We start from the raw sequence: 18,016 nt of genomic DNA on the forward strand, positions 1-18,016 counted from the left end.
CTCTTGGACCTTCGGAAGCTCCCACGGCTGGGCGGTCGACCCGCCGAACTCCAGGCTTCACGTGCATGACAAGTGAGAGGACAGCGGAGTCGGGCAGCGGGCGCCACCGCTCACCCGCTCCGCCACGGAGCACTCAGGGCATCGTCTGGTACGCGGGCGGAGTCTTGTCCGATACGCCGTTGTAAGTGATGCCTCCCCAGCCGACGTTCTCGCCGGAGATGTAGGGCGACGTCTCGCCGTAACAGGCGAGGAGCTGTCCAGCCGGGAGCACCTTTTCGACACAGTGGGCGTCGGGGTCGACATCCCATGCGGAATGCACGTACGAGCTCGTCATGGTGATGTTGACCGTGGCGTTGTTCCGGACGAGAAGGACCGCCTGCATGGTGTCGTTGCTGTGGTTGATGACCAGACAGGTCTGGAAGATCACTTTGGTGGACACCGAGTGGTTGTCGGTGCCCCCGCACACACTGTCGTCAGGCCGCACCCATGCCTGCCAATTGGGCGCGGCCGAAGCCGGACCGACCGCCATGGCAGCCGCCCCGAAGGTGACAGCGGCCACGGTCAGGAACCTGCGGATTGGACGACGCATGTGCTCTCCCTCGCTACACGGACATGTCCGGGCTCCTGGCGCGGCGTGACGTGCGCCCAGCCGGTCGGCCCCTTGATCATGATCTCCTCGCCAGGAGGATCATGCCCACATCAAATCGGGCCAATATCCGGAGCGGCGCGAGCAACAGGAAACGGCGAGGCGGGATCCCTGGAACAGGGCCCGCCTCGCCGCTTCCGTACGATCGCCGAGGGACTGAACTAGAAGGGCTCGAAGCCCTCGAACTCCTGGGTCGCCTCGTCGCGTTCGGCCTGCTTGTCCCGGCGGCGCTGGGTCGCGGGACGCGGCTCCTCGAAGCGGTGGTCCTCGCCCCGTCGGCCGAGCATCTCGGCGCCGGCCGTCACCGACGGCTCCCAGTCGAAGACGACCGCGTTGTCCTCGGGGCCGATGGCGACGCCGTCGCCACCGCGGGCGCCCGCCTTCATCAGCGCGTCCTCCACGCCGAGGCGGTTGAGCCGGTCGGCGAGATAGCCGACGGCCTCGTCGTTGTTGAAGTCGGTCTGGCGCACCCAGCGTTCGGGCTTCTCGCCCCGGACGCGGAACAGACCGTCCTCCTCCAGCGTGACCGTGAAGCCGGTGTCGTCGACCGCCTTCGGACGGATGACGATCCGGGTCGCCTCCTCCTTCGGCTTGGCCGCGCGCGCCGCGCCCACCATCTCGGCGAGCGCGAAGGACAGCTCCTTCAGGCCCAGGTGGGCGACCGCGGACACCTCGAAGACGCGGTAGCCGCGCGCCTCCAGATCCGGGCGGACCATCTCGGCGAGGTCCTTGCCGTCCGGTACGTCGATCTTGTTCAGCACCACGAGCCGCGGCCGGTTGCCGAGGCCGCCGTACTGCTTGAGCTCCTCCTCGATGATGTCGAGGTCGGAGAGCGGGTCGCGCTCGGACTCCAGGGTCGCCGTGTCCAGGACGTGCACGAGGACGCTGCACCGCTCGACGTGGCGCAGGAACTCCAGACCGAGGCCCTTGCCCTGGCTGGCGCCCGGGATCAGGCCCGGCACGTCGGCGATCGTGTAGACCGTGGAGCCGGCCGTCACCACACCCAGGTTCGGGACCAGGGTCGTGAACGGGTAGTCCGCGATCTTCGGCTTGGCGGCGGACAGGACCGAGATCAGCGAGGACTTGCCCGCGCTCGGGTAGCCGACGAGGGCCACGTCGGCGACCGTCTTCAGCTCCAGGACGATGTCCTGAAGGTCACCGGGCACGCCGAGCAGCGCGAAGCCGGGCGCCTTGCGGCGGGCCGAGGACAGCGCCGCGTTGCCGAGGCCGCCGCGACCGCCCTGGGCGGCGATGTACGAGGTGCCGTGACCGACCAGGTCCGCCAGCACGTTGCCGGCCTTGTCCTGGATGACGGTGCCGTCCGGGACCGGCAGGATCAGGTCCTGGCCGTCCTTGCCGGAGCGGTTGCCGCCCTCGCCGGGCTTGCCGTTCGTGGCGTTGCGGTGGGGCTTGTGGTGGTAGTCGAGGAGCGTGGTGACCGACTGGTCGACGACCAGGATCACATCGCCGCCACGGCCGCCGTTGCCGCCGTCCGGGCCGCCGAGCGGCTTGAACTTCTCACGGTGGACGGAGGCACAGCCGTGGCCTCCGTTACCCGCGGCGACATGCAGTTCGACGCGGTCCACGAAGGTGGTCATGGTGGGTGCCTCCAGCACTACGAAAACGTAAGGAACTATCTACTGCTCTAACACGCGAAAGGCGGACCCGCCTTCCCGGAAGGGAAGTGAGGTCCGCCTCGCGAAATGTTCGGTCGAAGCCGTGAATCAGAGGATTCAGGCGACCGGAACGATGTTCACGACCTTGCGGCCACGGTGGGTACCGAACTCCACCGCACCGGCGTTCAGCGCGAACAGCGTGTCGTCGCCGCCACGGCCGACGCCCGCACCGGGGTGGAAGTGGGTGCCGCGCTGGCGGACCAGGATCTCACCCGCGTTGACGACCTGACCGCCGAAGCGCTTCACGCCGAGCCGCTGGGCATTGGAGTCGCGACCGTTCCGGGTGGACGATGCGCCCTTCTTGTGTGCCATGTCTCCTCAGTCCCTTACTTCGCAGCCGCGGGGATCTCAGTGACCTTGATCGCCGTGTACTGCTGGCGGTGGCCCTGACGACGGCGGTAACCGGTCTTGTTCTTGTAGCGAAGGATGTCGATCTTGACGCCCTTGTGGTGGTCCACGACCTCGGCCTGGACCTTGATGCCGGCCAGCACCCACGGGTCGCTGGTCACAGCGTCGCCGTCGACAACGAGCAGGGTCGAGAGCTCGACCGTGTCGCCAACCTTGGCAGTGGAAATCTTGTCAACCTCAACGATGTCACCGACAGCAACCTTGTGCTGGCGGCCACCGCTGCGCACGATGGCGTACACGCGGATCTCACTCTCTCGCTCTGGGACGGCATCCCCGCAGTCCAGCCGCCCGGGAACGAACACGGACGGCCTCTCCCGGCCACCTAGGTACCGGTACCCGGGAGGAAGAGGGTTTACGGAGATGTGGCACGTCAACCGACACGCCGAGGGACAAGGCTACGGGGCCCGGCTTGAGGGGTCAAACCGGGCCCCGGGAGCACTCGCTCAGGTGAGGGACGGCTCAGGTCGGCGAGCGCCGAAGCCGTGCCGCTTCCTCCCTGTTCCTGGTGGCGGCGTCTCTCGCCTGAACCCGATCCGTCTCATGGATCAGGTGTTCCGCGAGGGACTCCAGAGCGACCGCCATCCTCTCGTGCCAGTCGACGGACTCCGCCGCCTCAGCGGATGCGAGCGGCTTTTGAGCACGTACCGCCCGAAAGTCACGCAGAGCGCTTCGAAGCTCGTCCGGAATGGTCATCGCTATCCCTTGCCTCCGATCAGCGGGAGGAGGCGAGTGCAGGCGGGACACGGCCCCAGCAGCTCGCCATGTTCGTCCAGCGGGAAGGCATTGCCTCTCGCGCCTCCCCCGATCTTCACCGACTGAAACGTCGCGCCCTCCAGTGCCTGGAAGTTCTCCAGCTGGACGGCACAGCCGACCTCACCGCAGCCTCCATGGTGACCGGACTGAGCCACGGCCCTGGCCGTCTTCTCCGGCATGCCACCGGTTCGCGAGTCCTGGGCGTAGGAGTAGACCGTGTGCTTTCCGTCTGCCGATGTCGCCTTGGTGGCGACGTTCGGACGAATCGACGAGTCGATGCTCAGCGCGTCGTCGGCGAAGTCGAGGAGGTCGTCGTCTGCATCACCGCAGTTATGGACGAGAAGGGCCGTGCTGCCCGCCGTCACGTAGTACGTATGGACGTCCGCGACCGTCAGGTCGTGGGTGCGCCGGCGCTGGTCGAAGGCGCGGACGGCCGTGAGTTCGACCGCGTCGCCGTTCGCCGTGTGCAGGCGCATGCCCGGCTTCAGATCGCCCGCCTCGATCCAAGCCCGCTCGGAGTCGGACCAGAAGGGGTGGGTCGTGGTGGAGACCAGGGACTCGGACGTTCCCGGCTCACTCCTGATCGTCAGGTCGACGAAGTGCTTGTCGTCCTCGGTGACGATGGTGCCGACGACCTCACGGACCGTCGTACCGCCCGACTCCGGGTCAGTGACGGTGATCTTGTCACCGAGCTTCACCTTTTCGATCGGCTTGGTCTTGCCGTTGCCGAGCAGCACCTTGGTGCCGGGCAGGAAGCTGTGCTTACCCTTGATCGGGCAGGTGCCGGCGTCCTCGGTCTTCTTGCGTTTCTTGAGGGCCGCCGCGGCCTTCTTCCTGACGTCCGCCAACTTCTCTGCGGCCTTGGAGAGTCCGAGCTTCGCCCGGCCCACCGCCTTGTTGGCGTTCCACAGGCTCTTGGCGCCGCCGATCAGGTCCCCGACCAGGTTGGTGACCCGCTTGGCGAGTTTGAGGCCCTTGGCCCACTTCCACGGCGCCCCGTACTTGGCGAGGATCTTGCCCGCCAGGCCGCCCGCGAAGCTGCCTGCGATGTTGAGCAGCGTTTCGCCGCAGGAACCGACGTCACCCGTGGAAATACAGTCCAGGGCCGCGTCCACACCGAGAATGTCTCGGGCAATCTTGACCAGGGCCTTGCCCGCGGACTTGATGCGCTGCTTGGCGGAGGACTGCTGCTGTTGCGCGGCCGCCACGTCGCCGGACGCCTTGCTGACTTCCGACTGCGCCTTGGAGACCTCCGGGTCGGTGTCGGTGACGGGGATGCCGCCACGGCACTCGATAAGGCCCTCCCGGCACTCCGGGACGATCATGCCGCTGGGGTCGGCGTGTGTGACCGGGGAGTTGTTGGCGTAGGCGTAGCCGTTGATCTGCTGCGGCTGGGTGTAGTCGATGATCGGGTCGACGGAGATGAACTTGCCGATCACCGAGTCGTACTCGCGCGCCCCCAGATGGGTCAGGCCGGTCGAGGCATCGATCGTGCCGCCGACATAGCCCTTCTCCCCCGGCCAGGTGCCGGTCTTCTCGCCGCGGTCGACACCGAAGGGGTCGAAGCGGCGCTGGGAGACGGCCCCGGTGACCGAGTCGATCGCCACCTCGCCCGTGCCGTGATGGTCAGAGGCAACGAAGGAGAGCTTCGCCGCGGTGCGGACCGCGACGGTCTGTCCGGCGTAGTCGTAGTAGCGGGTGGCCTCCTTCTTGGTTCCGTCGGCCGACAACTTCAGCTCGGTGCCCGGCAGGTAGACAGTGGTCCCGGAGGGGTCCTTGCGCTGCACCCTGTTGCCGGTCACGTCGTACAGATAGTTCGTCTGCGAACCGCCCGCCTCCGTGACCTTGCTCAGCGCACCGGAGTCGTCCCAGCTGAGAACCTGGGCGTTGCCGCCGATGGTGCGCTTGGTGGTGTTGCCGGAGTCGTCGTACTCGTACGACGACTGCCTGTCCCCGGTCGGGGTGTTCTCGGTGACCTTGGTGACCTGGTGCGGTCCGTCGCCGAGGGCGCCCGCGCCGCCGTACTCGTAGCTGCGGGTGATGTTGTTCGCCGCGTTGAGACCGGTGTCGTGGTTGGTCTCCGAGGTCCGGTTGCCGATGGCGTCGGTCTCGTACGACTTCCAGTACGGGGCCGGACCGCCCAGCGTGCTCGAACCGGCAGCGGCGTCACAGGCCGTGGGCCCGGTGCCGTCCACCGGCGTGGTGGAGCCGCGGGTCCCGGAGCCGGCCGCGGTCGTCGCGGTGGCCGCCGGGGTCCAGGCGTCCGACAGGCGCTGCCGGCTGTCGTAGGCGAAGCACTGCACGTCCGGCGAAGCGGAGTTCGCCGAGTCCGCGATCGACAGGACGTTGCCCGCCTGGTCGTAGGAGTAGTACGAGTCCTTCGCCGGGGCGGTCGCGCCGTAGACGTCGACCAGCGACCGGGTCAGCCGGTCGGTGCCCTTCTCATAACCGAAGGTCTGCCAGACCTTCTTGCCGCTGCCCGAAGACAGTTCCAGCTGCTGGAGCTGACTGGTCCTGGAGTAGACGGTGTTGGTGACATAGGAGGTGCTGCCCGTCATCGTCATGGGACGTTGGAGGGCGTCGTACGTGTACGTCACCGCCTCCGCCGGCAGGTCGCCGATGGCCGGCAGGCCGGTGGTCTGTAGCGTGCCGTCCCGGTTGTAGGTCTGCGAGTAGACGTACGTTCCGGCCAGGGAACCCTGAGAGGCGGGGACCTGGTAGGCGGTCTTCAGCGGGCGGTAGAACTCGTCCATCGACTGAACGGCCGTGGCGAAGTACTCCGTCGGCGAGGTGTAGCTGAGCGTGCCGTAGACCTGGCCCAGCCAGCCCGCCTTGTCGTACTTCGTCTCCGTCAGCTTGGTACCCGTGTCGGCGTCACCCGACCAGGTCGCGAGCACACGCCCGAGCTTGTCGTAGACCGTCGAGGTCTTCTTGTTGCGGCCGTCGTATGCCACGACCGGCCGGTCCAGCTCGTCGTACTCGGTACGCGAGGTACCCGCGTCCGGGTCGACCGCCTTGGTCTTGCGGCCCAGCTGGTCGTACTCGTAACGCCACACGTTGTTCTTGGCGTCGGTGACCGTCTCCAGCAGACCCGCCGTGTTGTACGTGTACTTCGTCGAGTCGTACGCCACGCCCGCGCCCGGCGAGGCGCCCTTGTAGTGGCGGATCTCGGAGAGGTTCCCCGCGCCGTCGGTGATCGTCGTGGTGGGCACGCCGCCGACCGGCGGGTCGACGTGCGTAAGTTCACCGTCGTAGCTGGTCGTGGTGCTCCACTGCTCGGCGCCACTGACCGCGGAGATCTGTGCGGTGGTACGGCCCAGGCCGTCGTACTCCAGCAGACTCTGCGCACCGACCTGACCGTTGCTCACGAGCAGAAGCTCGTCGGAGGCCGCGCCGGCCGCGTTGTAGGTGGAGTTGGTCTTCCTGACGTTGCCGGTGCCGTCGTACCACGTGTCGGCGACCATGCGGGTGCCGTCCGGGCCCTCCGTCTGCATCTGACGGGATCGCAGCATGCTGTCGAAAAGCTGGTATTCCGCGCCGTAGGAGCCGTCGTTCTCGATCTTCTCGGTCTTGATCGAGGTGACCTTGTCCTTGCGGACGTTGTACGAGTACTTGATGCTCGGCGTCTGGCTCGAGGCCCGGTCCGGCAGCCACACCGACGTCAGACGGCCCAGCGCGTCGTAGGCCAGGTCCGTCCGCTTGCCGTTCGGGTCGGTCTGCCCGGTCGACATGCCCCAGGCGGGGACATAGTCGGTGATGGTGTTGTGCCCGAGGACGTTGGTGACGGTCGTCCTGGTCAGCAGGCCGTTCGTCTCGACGTAGACGGTCTTGGTCTGGTCCGACGTCCCGTACTGCTTGGCGTCCTTCTGCGTGAGCGGACGGCCGAAGGCGTCGTAGGTCGTCGCACCCGTGACCTGGTACGTCGCCGTGGTGCCGTCGTGCGAGGTCAGCCGCTCCGTCTTGGTCGCGTCACCCTTCGTGGGCGCCGCGCCGAACGCGCCGCCGTCGTACGACACACGCTCGTCCCCCAGGACCTGGGTCTTGCGGTCGGGCGTGGTCGCGCACTTGACCGACACGACCTCGCTGCGGGCGGGCAGCGACAGGATGTTCTTCGCCGTGTTGTCCGCGTAGGTCGTACGCGTGCAGGTGTCGTCCTTCGTGGTGGAGACGTCGCCCTGGTCGTCGACGGTCAGGACCCGGCCGGTGCCGTTGGACGTGTCGTACGTCGTCGTGGACTTCGTCTCGCTCCAGCTGCCGTCGGACTTCAGACTGAAGCCCCGGCCGGTCTGGGTACGCACCATGACCGCGTTGCTGGTTCCCCAGCTGTTCTTCTGTGTAGCGGTGTTGTACTTGAAGGGCGTGTTGATCGTCTTGCCGACCAGCTTGGCGCCGTCGTAGGTGGCGACCTCCAGCTGCTGGCCGGTGAACTCCTCTGAGTCCGTGTAGGAGGCTCCCGTGGAGTCCTTGACCGTCACCGAGCGGGTGTTGCCGTCGGCGTCCTTGTCGCCGTCCATGCCCTGGAGGTACGTGTAGTCGACCCGGGTCTTCTGCACGTCGGCCGTACCGCTGGTGACCTTGACCTTGCCGTAGCCCTGCCAGCCACCCCAGGTCAGGTACTTCTCGTCGGAGATGCCGTCCGGCTTCGCCTTACGCCAGGCCGCGTCGCCCTGGTAGTCGTAGCGGGTGACCATCGAGTCGCTGCCGCCGGTGCGGTCGGTCTCGATGACCGCCGAGACCACGTACTTGTGGAACCAGTCCGTGATCGGATCCACATAGCCCGGCGGCGCCCACTTCACCGGATAGCAGCGCTTCGTCGACTCGCCCGGCTTCGGCAGCGACGCCTTCGCACAGTCGGCCGGCGCATAGGTCACGTCGAGCTGCGCGCCCGTCTCGCTGAGGACCATCGAGAGGCGGAAGCGGTAGAAGGGGGCGATGTTGTCGCCGATCGCGTCGACCCGGTTGGCGAGCTGCTCACCGAAGAGGTCCACGGACGGCAGCTTCACCGCCGTGCCGACCCGGCCCTCATTCTCGATCTTCGACAGCCACAGCGTCTTGGAGTCGTCGCCGTTGTCCGTGAACAGGTGGGTCAGGGTCCAGGCGTCCACGTCCTGGTACGTCGTGGCGTCCTTGCGCATCTGCGTGACGACCGACGTCAGCCGCTTGGTGGTGAAGAAGGTCGCGACGGGCGAGGTGCACTTGGTGGCGGACTTGCACTCCTGGTCGACCGGAACGTCCGGCCAGTAGGCGGCGTTCGCCTTGGTGCGCTTGCTCTCCGCGCAGTCGAAGTCGGAGGTCACCAGGCAGCGTTCGGCGGTGTTGAAGACGATCCGGGCCGGGGCCTTCGCCGCGTAGACCTTGGTGTCCTGCTGGCCGTAGTCGATGCGCTTCAGGTAGCCGCCGCGGTGGTACGCGGTGCCGTTGACGTCCGTCTTGCCATTGAGCGCGTAGTAGTTCGTCTCACGGTCGTAGAAGTAGGACATCACGTTGCCGTGGGTGTCCTTGACGTAGTCCAGGCTCCACCGCCACGCCTGCTGGCAGTACGCGCTCGTGAAGGTGGCGTTGTAGCACGGCTCACCGGAGTCGTCACCGAAGACGGGGGTCGTCCAGGTGGAGTTGGTCTCCTCGTTCCCGGTGGCCCAGCCCGGCAGACGGTTCTGGCCGAAGTAGTACTCGGTGCCGTCCGAGGTGGTGATGCGCCAGTACTCGCCGTCGTTGTCGCCGTTGGTGGCGCCCGTCAGCTTCTCGACCTTGCTGCCGTCGTCGGACGACATGTGCCACTTGCCGGTGGTGTCGTCCTTGACCAGCTCACCGGAAGAGCCGTTGAGCATGACCGTGGCGTTCTCGAACGCCCAGCACTGCTCGGCCGAGCTGTCGTGGCCGTCCTCGGAGCACGGCTTGTAGCGCCGCTCGATGTAGCCCGGGTCGTAGGAGAAGCCCTCACCGATCCAGGAACCCTGGTTGTTCGTCGCCGACGTGCGGCCGTCCGCCGACTGCGAGGAGTAGCCGAGACCGACGGTCGGGGTGAGGCCGCCCGGGGTCGGGACGGACCGGAAGGGATAGTTCCAGTTGAAGGCGCCGGAGGAGGTGGCGACACTCCAACTGGCCGAGGGGGCGAGAGCCGTGGCCTTGTAGGTGCCCTGCGCGCTCGACGGACCCGCCGCCACCGCCACCAGGGAGGTCGCGGTACCGGCCATCGTCGAGACGCCCTCGGCGGGAGCCGGGGCGGCCGTCACGTCGGCCGAGACCGTGCCCGACTTCACGTCGTTCACCGTCGGCAGCGCCTTCGGCTGCTCCGGACACGCCTTGCTGCCCGGAATCGCGACAGCGGCACACGCCGGAAGCTGAACCAGCTGGAGGCGGGAGGCGTACGAGCCGCCGAAGCCCTCGGCGAACTCCGAATAGTCGACCGTCAGGCGGACCTTGGCGGCCGCGTCCTCACCGTCGGCACGCTCCACACCGAGCAGAACACCAGCACCGAGCTGCCCCGCGCGCTTCGGATCGAGGACGTCCACGCGGACCTTCTCGGCGGCCTCGGACGACGCGACGCCCTTCGCGGCCTTGGACGTCTTGGACGCCTTGAGCGCCTTGCCGACCTTGACCGGCAGACCGCCCGCCTCGGTCGCGCCGGCCGCGCCGACACTCACCTCGGCGCCGCCCTGCTTCGGCCACACCGCCTTGTCGAGCCCCTTGACCGCCGCCTTGCGCGCCGGGTCTGAGGGACGGGACTTCGCTTTCGCGTCGGACCCCTGGGCGGGATCCCCGTCGTCCTGGACGCCGGGGCGGCTGGTGCGGCCCCGGTCGCCGTCGTCGAGCGCCAATGCCTGAACCGACGAAGCCGACAGCGCGAGCGTAAGCCCGAGCACCGTCGCGACAACCGTCGATCTGGGCATGCGGCGGCTCAGTGAGCGGCCACGGAAAAACATTCGGAGACTTCCTGATCGAAGGAGAACGTGATGAAGGGAAGGAGAAAGAAAGGTGACAGGAACAGGTGTGCCGGGCCCTCAAAGGACCCGGCACACCTCAGAACTGACGAGCTATCGGATCTGTCAGAGATCGGAGACGGCCGTCAGCGCGGACATCTGCTGCACCGCGATCGGGTCGGCGGCGCCGCTGTAGACGCGGACCTCGTCGATCGCGCCGGCGAAGTACTCGCTCGCCCCGCGCAGCGAACGGCCCACCTGGAGACCGCCGGTGGCGGACCACAGGGTGTCGTCCGTGCCGTAGGCGCCGGCGACCAGCTGACCCTCCACGTACAGGCGGATCGTGTTGGCGAAGGCGTCGTAGACCACCGCCAGGTGCTGGCCGGAGCCGCCGGTGTCGGGCAGTTCCTGGTCGTCGGTGAAGGTGACGACCGCGGGGGCGGCCACGTCCGACTTGGCGACCGCCAGTTCCCACTGGCCGGTGGTCGCCTGGTAACGGACCTGCACGCGGTTGGCGTTGGCGCCCGGCAGGGACAGCACCGTCTGCGACTTCTCCGGGTCCAGCGAGGTGAGCTGGGCGCGGGCGGTCACGGTGAAACTGGTGTTGCCGGTGACCGGGGCGGTCGCGGTGGACGCGTAGTCCCCGTCGCCGTCCAGGACCAGGTTGCCGTCGCCGACCAGGGCGGCCGTGTCGAACAGCGGGTCGGCGGGGCGGTAGATGGAGGCGTTGCCCGCCAGGGTGAGGGCCTGGCCGCCACCGGTCTCGACGGAGGCGCCGCTGCTGGCGTCGTCGAGCTGCCAGTAGCCCTTGCGGGCCGGCTTGACGGTCAGCAGCTCGGAGACCTCGGTCGCCGAGACGACGCGGTCGAAGACGCGGACCTCGGCGAGGTCACCGGTGAAGTTGTCGCGGTAGCCGCTCTTGGCCGTGGCCCGGCCGATCTGAAGCGGACCGTACGACTTCCAGGTGGAGCGGCGGATGGTGGACGCCTTCAGATCCTTGTTGATGTAGAGCTGGAGCTGCGGGCCGCCGGTCTTCTGCGCGTCGTACACGCCGGTCAGCAGCACCCACTGGTCCTTGACCACGGAGATTCCGGTGGAGACGGCCTTCCACTCGCCGAGCGAGTCCACGTCGTTGACCGGGACGGAGAACTTCCAGGTCTGCGCGGACGCGTCGTAGCCGAGGGCGAAACCGGGCTCGCCGGTGCCGTCCTGGCTGACCACCGTCATGTTCTTGTCCAGCGCGGTGGGCCGGACCCAGGCGCTGACGCTGAAGCTCTTGGCGGAGTCGAGGACGGTCTCGCTGGCGTCGAGGTAGGACTCGGCGGTGCCGTCGAAGTGGGCGGCCTTGTCGGCCTTCCCGCCGGGACCGTCGACACCGAAGGTGACGGCGCTGCCGGCGGTCGCCGAGTACTCACCGCTCTCGTCGTGGGCTTCGCCGCCGGCCTCGTCGGCGAGGTTCCACTGGCCGACGACCGGTCGGCCCTCGGCCACCAGGAAGTCGTACGAGTTGCTCGCGGCGTGCGTCGCCTTGTCGATGGCGATCACCTCGAGCACGTGCCGCCCGGCCCGGGTCGGCACCCACTGCGCGGAGACGGAGCCGCCACCGGTGGTCGGGGTGAGGGTGGTCAGCGCGGCGCCGTCGAAGGAGTACTGGTACTTGACGACGTCGGTGTCCGGGATGGAGTCGTTCGGGTTGGGCGAGAAGGTGAAGGTGCCGTAGGTGCCCACGCCGTCGTGGTAGACGGTGTCGGACGGGTACTGCTTGGACAGCACGTTCGGCTTGCCCGGCCAGGTCTTGTCGTAGATGAACTCGCAGCGCTGGGCGGGGTCTCCGTCCGAGCTCCACGGGCCGTTGCCGTCACCGTCGTTGGCGCGTGCGCTCCAGTAGATGACGGTGTTCTGCGGGATCGTCGACTTGACGGTGTGCTCGAACTTGGTGTTCGCGGTCGGGGAGAGCGCGTCCTTCGTGATGTAGGTGTATGAGCCGGGGGTGGTCCCGCCCCACTCGATCTTGAACTCGACCTTCACCTTGTCGGTCTGGCCGTTGCCGTGGTCGGGGTCGCTGGCGATGGCGCGCAGCTTCGGCGGAGTGTCGACGTAGGGACGGCTCGCGCCCCACTTGCACACGCCACCGGGGTCGGTGGACATGTCCGACGTCTTGATCTGCCGCGGCAGGTTGTTGTACGAGACGGACAGGTAGGCGTTGCCGCAGATCCGCTTCCATTCGGCGAAGCGGGACTCGTCGGCCGCGCGCAGGCCCAGCGTCATGGAGTTCCAGCCGCCGGCCGCGGCCGTCTTGATCTCGCTGGTCAGCTCACCGCTCGCGCCGCTCTCGAAGTGCAGGTTGGCCTGGCTGGAGCAGGACGTCGGGGAGATCGCCTTGTCGACGGTCTGAAGATAGTCGTCCCAGTCGTCCGAGGTGTTGGACCAGCTGCTGGACGAGCTGAGGGAGTAGTTCTGGCCGCCGATCCGGTACAGCTGGATGGGCTCGGCGGTCGGGGAGGCACTGTAGATGTGCTCGACGCGGGCGGAGAACGTCGCGCCCAGGATCTGCTTCCCCTTGTAGAAGGAGAGCGGCATCGTGAACATCACGCGACGGGTGCCGACGCCGTTGCAGGAGACCGGGTTGTAGTCGGTCGGGCACTTGCCCACGCCCGCGCTGCCCGAGTACTTCCAGTCCTGCTCGCTGGGCATCCCGGACATGACGCCGGTCCAGGAGGTGCGCGAGGTGGTGCGCTGGATCGGGTCGATGACGACCGGGAAGACGGTGTTCGCGCCCTTCAGGAGCTTCTGGTCGGGGACGAGACGCAGCTTGCCCTTGCCGACCTCGACGCCCAGCGGGGCCACGCGACCGCCGCCGCCCGGGCCCTCGAGCGCGGCCTCCGGGGCGGCCTGCGGGCCGGGGGTGGACGTAGAGGACGGGGTGGCCGAGGCAGTGGCGGTGGCCGTGCCGGTGCCGGCGGTCTCGTCGGCGCCGGCCACTGCGGCCGACGCGGCCTTCAGCGCCTTCGCGACGGCCTTCGGGCCCTGCTTCCTGCTCGTCGCCTCCTGGACGGCGGCCGAGTCCCACATCGAGGGCTTGCCCGCCTGGAACACGGTGCCGCCGACGACGGAGTCCTCCGCGACGATCGCTCCGGTGGCGTCCTCGGTGACCTTCAGGCCGTCCGTCGCCATGCCCAGGTCGAGCTGGGCGAGCCTCGGATCGGCCGCGGCCTCCGGCGTCTTGACGACGAGCAGGTGACCGAAGCCGTCGGCCTCGGCCCGCACCGTCAGGTCCACGCCGGGCAGGGCTTCGGCGTACGTGGCCGTGTCCCCCTCGACCGTCGGCGCGGGCAGCTTGCCGTACGGCCAGGTCAGGGCGAACTCACGCCCAGCCCGCTGCATCGTCACGAACGGCTTGCCCGCCTGACCGGCGGAGAAGGCCAGCTCGACGGTGGCGGCCTTCGGGCCCCAGCTGCCGTCGGCCCGCTTCACCAGCGTGGCGTCGACCTTGACCCACTTGCCGCCCTGCACCGTGCGCACCGGCTCGGTGTACTCACGGGCGGTGAACGTGCCGTCGGGCTCCGCGAAGATCTCCCGGCGCTCCGTGCGCAGACCCACGACCTCGGTCTTCTTGCCGCTGTCCTGCGCGGCAGCCATGGCCTGCTGCTCGGTCACCATCGGCTGGTCGGCGGCGACCGGTGCCGGTCCCGCCGGTGCGCCGCCCGGCAGGACCGCCAGGGTCCCGGCCGTCACCGCGCCGGCGACGGCGGCCGCGACGGCGGCGCGCACCAGCACGCCACGCCGTATCGGTCTCTGTGTGTCTGCGGACACGCGTCCACTCTCCCGTTGGGTCAGGTCAGTTGTGTCGAGTTTTTTGCGGGAAGCCGGTCGTCTGTCGTGGGCTGTCATCGGACCGCCGTCCCGAACGCGGCACCGCCGGCGGGGATACCGCCCTCACCGGGCTTCCAGGTCTGGGTCGGCGCGCCGCCCGAGGCCACGTTCCACGGGAAGCCGTGGACCGCGCGGCCCTCGGCCGGCCCGTAGGGCACACCCACGTACAGCAGCGACGGACTGGCCCCCAGGCCGATGCCCGCGTACGTACGGGCCGACGGACCGGAGGGAATGCCGTTGCCGGGCTCGATCCACGCGTCCGAGGCGCCGGGCGCCCCGATCATCGGGAAGATCTGGACACCGCCCGCCTCCGGGGCATCCTCGGTGGACTCCTCGCCGGGAACGCCCACCGCGAGGCGCACCGTGGCCGCCGTACTCACCACGTTGGTGGTGGTGTTGACCGCGGCGAGCCGCTGGCCGAAGAAGTCGCCGGCCTCGGCGACCCCCTCGACGTCCCCCGCGACGTTTTCCTGGTTCTGGTCGATCCAGTTGAGCAGGACGACCGTGCCGTCGGCCTTGACGTGGTAGACGTGCACCGCTCCGGCGTCGACGGTGGTGCCGAGGTCCTCGCCCGGCACGCCCACGGCGAGGAGCGAGTCGGTGATGGTGGCCGCGCCCGTCGGGCGGTACGGGGCCATCGCGAGGGCGGCGCCGTACCGGTCGTCGGTCTGGGCGGCCAGGTCCGGGTTCGTTCCGACGGTGCGGGCCTGCCCCATGCCGAAGAGCGGGTCGGGGATGCCGTTGGTGTTGATCGACGGCCGGAAGGCGACGACACCGCCCGCGAACGCGGCCGTGCCGAGGCTCTCGCCGGGGGCGCCGACCACGAAGTGCCGGTCGGTGGCGGAGACCGAGGCGCCGAAGCGGTCGTAGGGCTCGGCGTCCTCCCACACTCCGGTGGTGTCCTGGCCCACGGACGCGGCCTGGTAGTCGGTGCCGTAGACGTAGCCGATCACGCCGATGTCGGCACCGGCCGCGCCGTCCTCGCCCGGAACTCCGATGACCAGGAACGGGAAGCCGGTGCTCGAGGTGCCGGCCGCGACCGCGTAGCCGAGCCAGTCGTCGGTCTCGGGGCCGCCGCCCAGCGGCTGGGTCTCGCCCTGGACGAAGCCCTTGCTGTTGAACTCCGACCCGACGGCGGTGGTCGAGCCGTAGATCACCTGGACGTAGCCCGCGTCCTTGACCGTGCCGACATCCTCGTACGGAATACCGACGGCGAGGTCGCTGCAACCGTCCTTGTTGGCGTCGTACACCGCGAGCGAGAAGCCGAACTGGTCCCCGTCCTCAGGGGCGTCCGCCACGTTGGCGGTGTCCTGCGAGATCTCGACGACCCCCTTGCCGCCGCCGAGCACGATGTGGACCAGGCCCGCCCGCGCATGGCCCGACACGGTGGCGTCGGGATCGGCGATGGCCGTGTCCCGGACGCCGTCGCCGTTGAAGTCGGACGAGGTGCCGGCCGTGCAGGCGACGGCGGCCGCGGCCGGAGGCGCGCCGGTGCCCAGGCCCAGGAGCAGCAGCGCCGCCGCCAGCGATCCCGCGGCGATACGTCGGACGCCTGAGCCGGCCGGTGTCTGGTGTCTTCGACCGGACGGGCGACGGCGAACCGTCGAGTCTCCCGTCCGGTGTCCGCGTGCGGACATGGGTGTTCCTCCCCGTGAGGCTGGGTGTGCTTGTGGTGTCTGTGCGGGTCGTCTCCGCCGTGCCCGGACCACCGGGCACGGCGACGAACCGAAGGAAGAAGAAACCCGCCGGTACGAAAGGACCGCTACGCAAGGACCACGGCGATCAGCCGATGACCGCGCCGAAGGAGACGCCGGTCGCCGGCACCCCGCCCTCACCGGGCTTGATCGTCTGGGTCGCGGCCCCGCCGGACGCCACGTTCCACGGGAAGCCGTAGACCGCGCGGGTCTCCGCCGGGCCGTAGGGAACGCCGACGTACAGCAGCGAGGGGGTGGCGGCCAGGGAGATGCCGGTGAGCATGCGCGGCGCGGGGGTGGGCCCGACGCCGTAGCCGGGGTCGATCCAGTTGTCGGAGGCGCCGGGCGCGCCGACCAGCGGAACGATCTGGACGCCGCCCTTCTCCGCGTGCTCCTCGGCCGACTCCTCGCCGGGCACGCCGATCGCGAGCCGGGTGGTGGTGGCGGTGGAGACCGCGTTCGGGGAGGAGTTGACGGCGGCGAGACGCTTGCCGAAGAAGTCGCCGGCCTCGGCGTCCTGGTCCACGTCGGCCGTGTTCTGGTCGATCCAGGCGGTCTCGGTGAAGGCGCCGTTGGCGGCGAGCTTGAAGACCTGGACGGCGCCGGCGTCGACGGTCGTCGACAGATCCTCGCCGGGGACGCCCACCGCGAGCAGCGACTCGGTGGTGGAGGTGGCGCCGGAGGCCCGGTACGGGACCATGGCGAGCGCGGCGCCGAACTGGTCGCCGACCTCTTCGGCCCCGGAGATCACGTCCTGGTCCTGGCCGAGTCCGCCGAGCGGCTTCGGGGAGCTGGAGGTGAGTGTGTGGTTGAAGAAGGCCACGCCGCCCGCGAAGGCCACGGTGCCGAGCGCCTCGCCGGGCGTGCCGACCGCGAAGTGGGTCGGGGTCGCGGCGAGCGTGGAGCCGAAGCGGTCGTCCTGCTCGGCGTTGCCGGGAACGGCGCCGGCGACGTCGGTGTCCTGGTGGACGAAGGCCATCGTCTGCGCGGTGCCGCTGATGTAGTGGAACCCGCCCGCGTCCTCGATGTCACCGATCGACTCACCGGGGACGCCGATGATCAGGTACGGCGTGCCGGCCGAGGTCTTGCCGGCGGCCAGCGCGTAGCCCACCCAGTCCTCGTCCTCCTGACCGCCACCCAGGGGCTTGTCGGTGCCCTGGTAGAACTCCTTGACGGCCTTGGTGCCTGCGTTGAGCCCGCTCGTGGAGCCGTAGATCAAGTGCACGTTGCCGGCGTCGGGAACGGTGCCCATGTCCTCGTAGGGGTCGCCGACCACCAGGTCGCTGCACCCGTCGAGGTCGGCGTCGTACACCGCCAGCGAAGAGCCGTACTGGTCGCCTGCCTCGGGCGCCCCCGGGATGTTGTCGAGGGCCTGCGAGAGGGTGAGGACACCCTTGCCCCCGCCGTAGACGATCTGCACCTCACCCGCCCTGGCCGCGCCGCTGACGGTGGCTTCGGGGTCGGCGATCGCCGTGTCCCTGATCCCGTCCCCGTTGAAGTCCGACTCGACGCCCGAAGGACACGCCACGGCAGCCACGGCCGGTGTCCCCCCGATCCCGAGCCCCCAGGTCAGCAATGCCCCTGCCAAAACGGTGACGGAACCACGCCGCCACACTTTCCCCACCCTTGACACAGACGCCCCGTAGATAAAGAGGAACTAAAGAAGGTCAAGGGATCATCCCTTTACATGAAGTGCACATGCAACACCTGTCATGCACCCCTGAACATGACATGAATCACAGAAGACACGCGTCCGCTTCCAGGCTGCCGGCATATGCCGGACCGCCAGACAATCCGGACCGCCCGGACTGCCCGGACTGCCCGGATACCCGAAGCCGAGGCCGACAGAAAAAGGGCCCGCCTGCGAACTGGCGGACCCTGGTGGGTGGATGGGGCGTGGGGCGTCGAGGCCAGGGGGTACCGGCCTCGGCTTCGAGCAGGAGGAACCCCGAGGTGTCGAGCTCGAAGTCGAAGGGCGCCGGGATGCGCACGGGCCGCCCGAAGGGAACGTTGGTCCGGGACCGGTAGCCCTTGGGAGACGGATCC

The 18,016-nt window shown here is 68.8% G+C and carries 8 protein-coding genes; all 8 read right to left on the reverse strand.

Translation table 11 applies throughout. The features are described 5' to 3' along the window. Window positions 1-133: 133 nt before the first annotated feature. On the reverse strand, window positions 134-589 hold the full coding sequence (locus tag G9272_RS16075) for a hypothetical protein (RefSeq protein ID WP_171397217.1): 456 nt from the start codon (window positions 587-589) through the stop codon (window positions 134-136). A gap of 218 nt (window positions 590-807) precedes the next feature. Next, entirely contained in the window at window positions 808-2,244 is a 1,437-nt protein-coding gene (gene obgE, locus G9272_RS16080; protein ID WP_171402016.1) for a GTPase ObgE, read from the reverse strand. A gap of 135 nt (window positions 2,245-2,379) precedes the next feature. Next, complete coding sequence (gene rpmA / locus G9272_RS16085) at window positions 2,380-2,634, reverse strand: 50S ribosomal protein L27 (RefSeq protein WP_007381992.1); 255 nt, start codon at window positions 2,632-2,634, stop codon at window positions 2,380-2,382. Between the two features lie 14 nt (window positions 2,635-2,648). Continuing rightward, a complete protein-coding gene (gene rplU / locus G9272_RS16090) occupies window positions 2,649-2,969 on the reverse strand; it encodes a 50S ribosomal protein L21 (RefSeq protein ID WP_007381993.1) in 321 nt (106 codons plus the stop codon). Between the two features lie 456 nt (window positions 2,970-3,425). Continuing rightward, window positions 3,426-10,373, reverse strand: a complete 6,948-nt coding sequence (locus tag G9272_RS16095; protein WP_171397218.1) for a polymorphic toxin-type HINT domain-containing protein — start codon at window positions 10,371-10,373, stop codon at window positions 3,426-3,428. A 156-nt stretch (window positions 10,374-10,529) separates the two neighbouring features. After that, entirely contained in the window at window positions 10,530-14,216 is a 3,687-nt protein-coding gene (locus G9272_RS16100; protein WP_171397219.1) for a LamG domain-containing protein, read from the reverse strand. A gap of 74 nt (window positions 14,217-14,290) precedes the next feature. Next, window positions 14,291-15,913: an FG-GAP repeat protein gene (locus G9272_RS16105; protein ID WP_171397220.1), complete on the reverse strand. Its 1,623-nt coding sequence runs from the start codon at window positions 15,911-15,913 to the stop codon at window positions 14,291-14,293. Window positions 15,914-16,058: 145 nt separating this feature from the next. Further along, window positions 16,059-17,507 carry a VCBS repeat-containing protein gene (locus G9272_RS16110; protein ID WP_253267827.1) on the reverse strand — a complete coding sequence of 483 codons (1,449 nt, stop codon included), beginning with the start codon at window positions 17,505-17,507 and terminating at the stop codon, window positions 16,059-16,061. Window positions 17,508-18,016: the final 509 nt, after the last annotated feature.

Source organism: Streptomyces asoensis (genome assembly GCF_013085465.1).
GTDB classification, from domain to species: Bacteria; Actinomycetota; Actinomycetes; order Streptomycetales; family Streptomycetaceae; genus Streptomyces; species Streptomyces cacaoi_A.

Excerpts from the sequence above, each read along its gene's own strand:
- rpmA (WP_007381992.1), bottom strand. The coding sequence starts at position 2,634 with ATGGCACACAAGAAGGGCGCATCGTCCACCCGGAACGGTCGCGACTCC.
- G9272_RS16105 (WP_171397220.1), bottom strand. The coding sequence starts at position 15,913 with ATGTCCGCACGCGGACACCGGACGGGAGACTCGACGGTTCGCCGTCGC.
- G9272_RS16095 (WP_171397218.1), bottom strand. The coding sequence starts at position 10,373 with ATGCCCAGATCGACGGTTGTCGCGACGGTGCTCGGGCTTACGCTCGCG.
- G9272_RS16075 (WP_171397217.1), bottom strand. The coding sequence starts at position 589 with ATGCGTCGTCCAATCCGCAGGTTCCTGACCGTGGCCGCTGTCACCTTC.
- obgE (WP_171402016.1), bottom strand. The coding sequence starts at position 2,244 with ATGACCACCTTCGTGGACCGCGTCGAACTGCATGTCGCCGCGGGTAAC.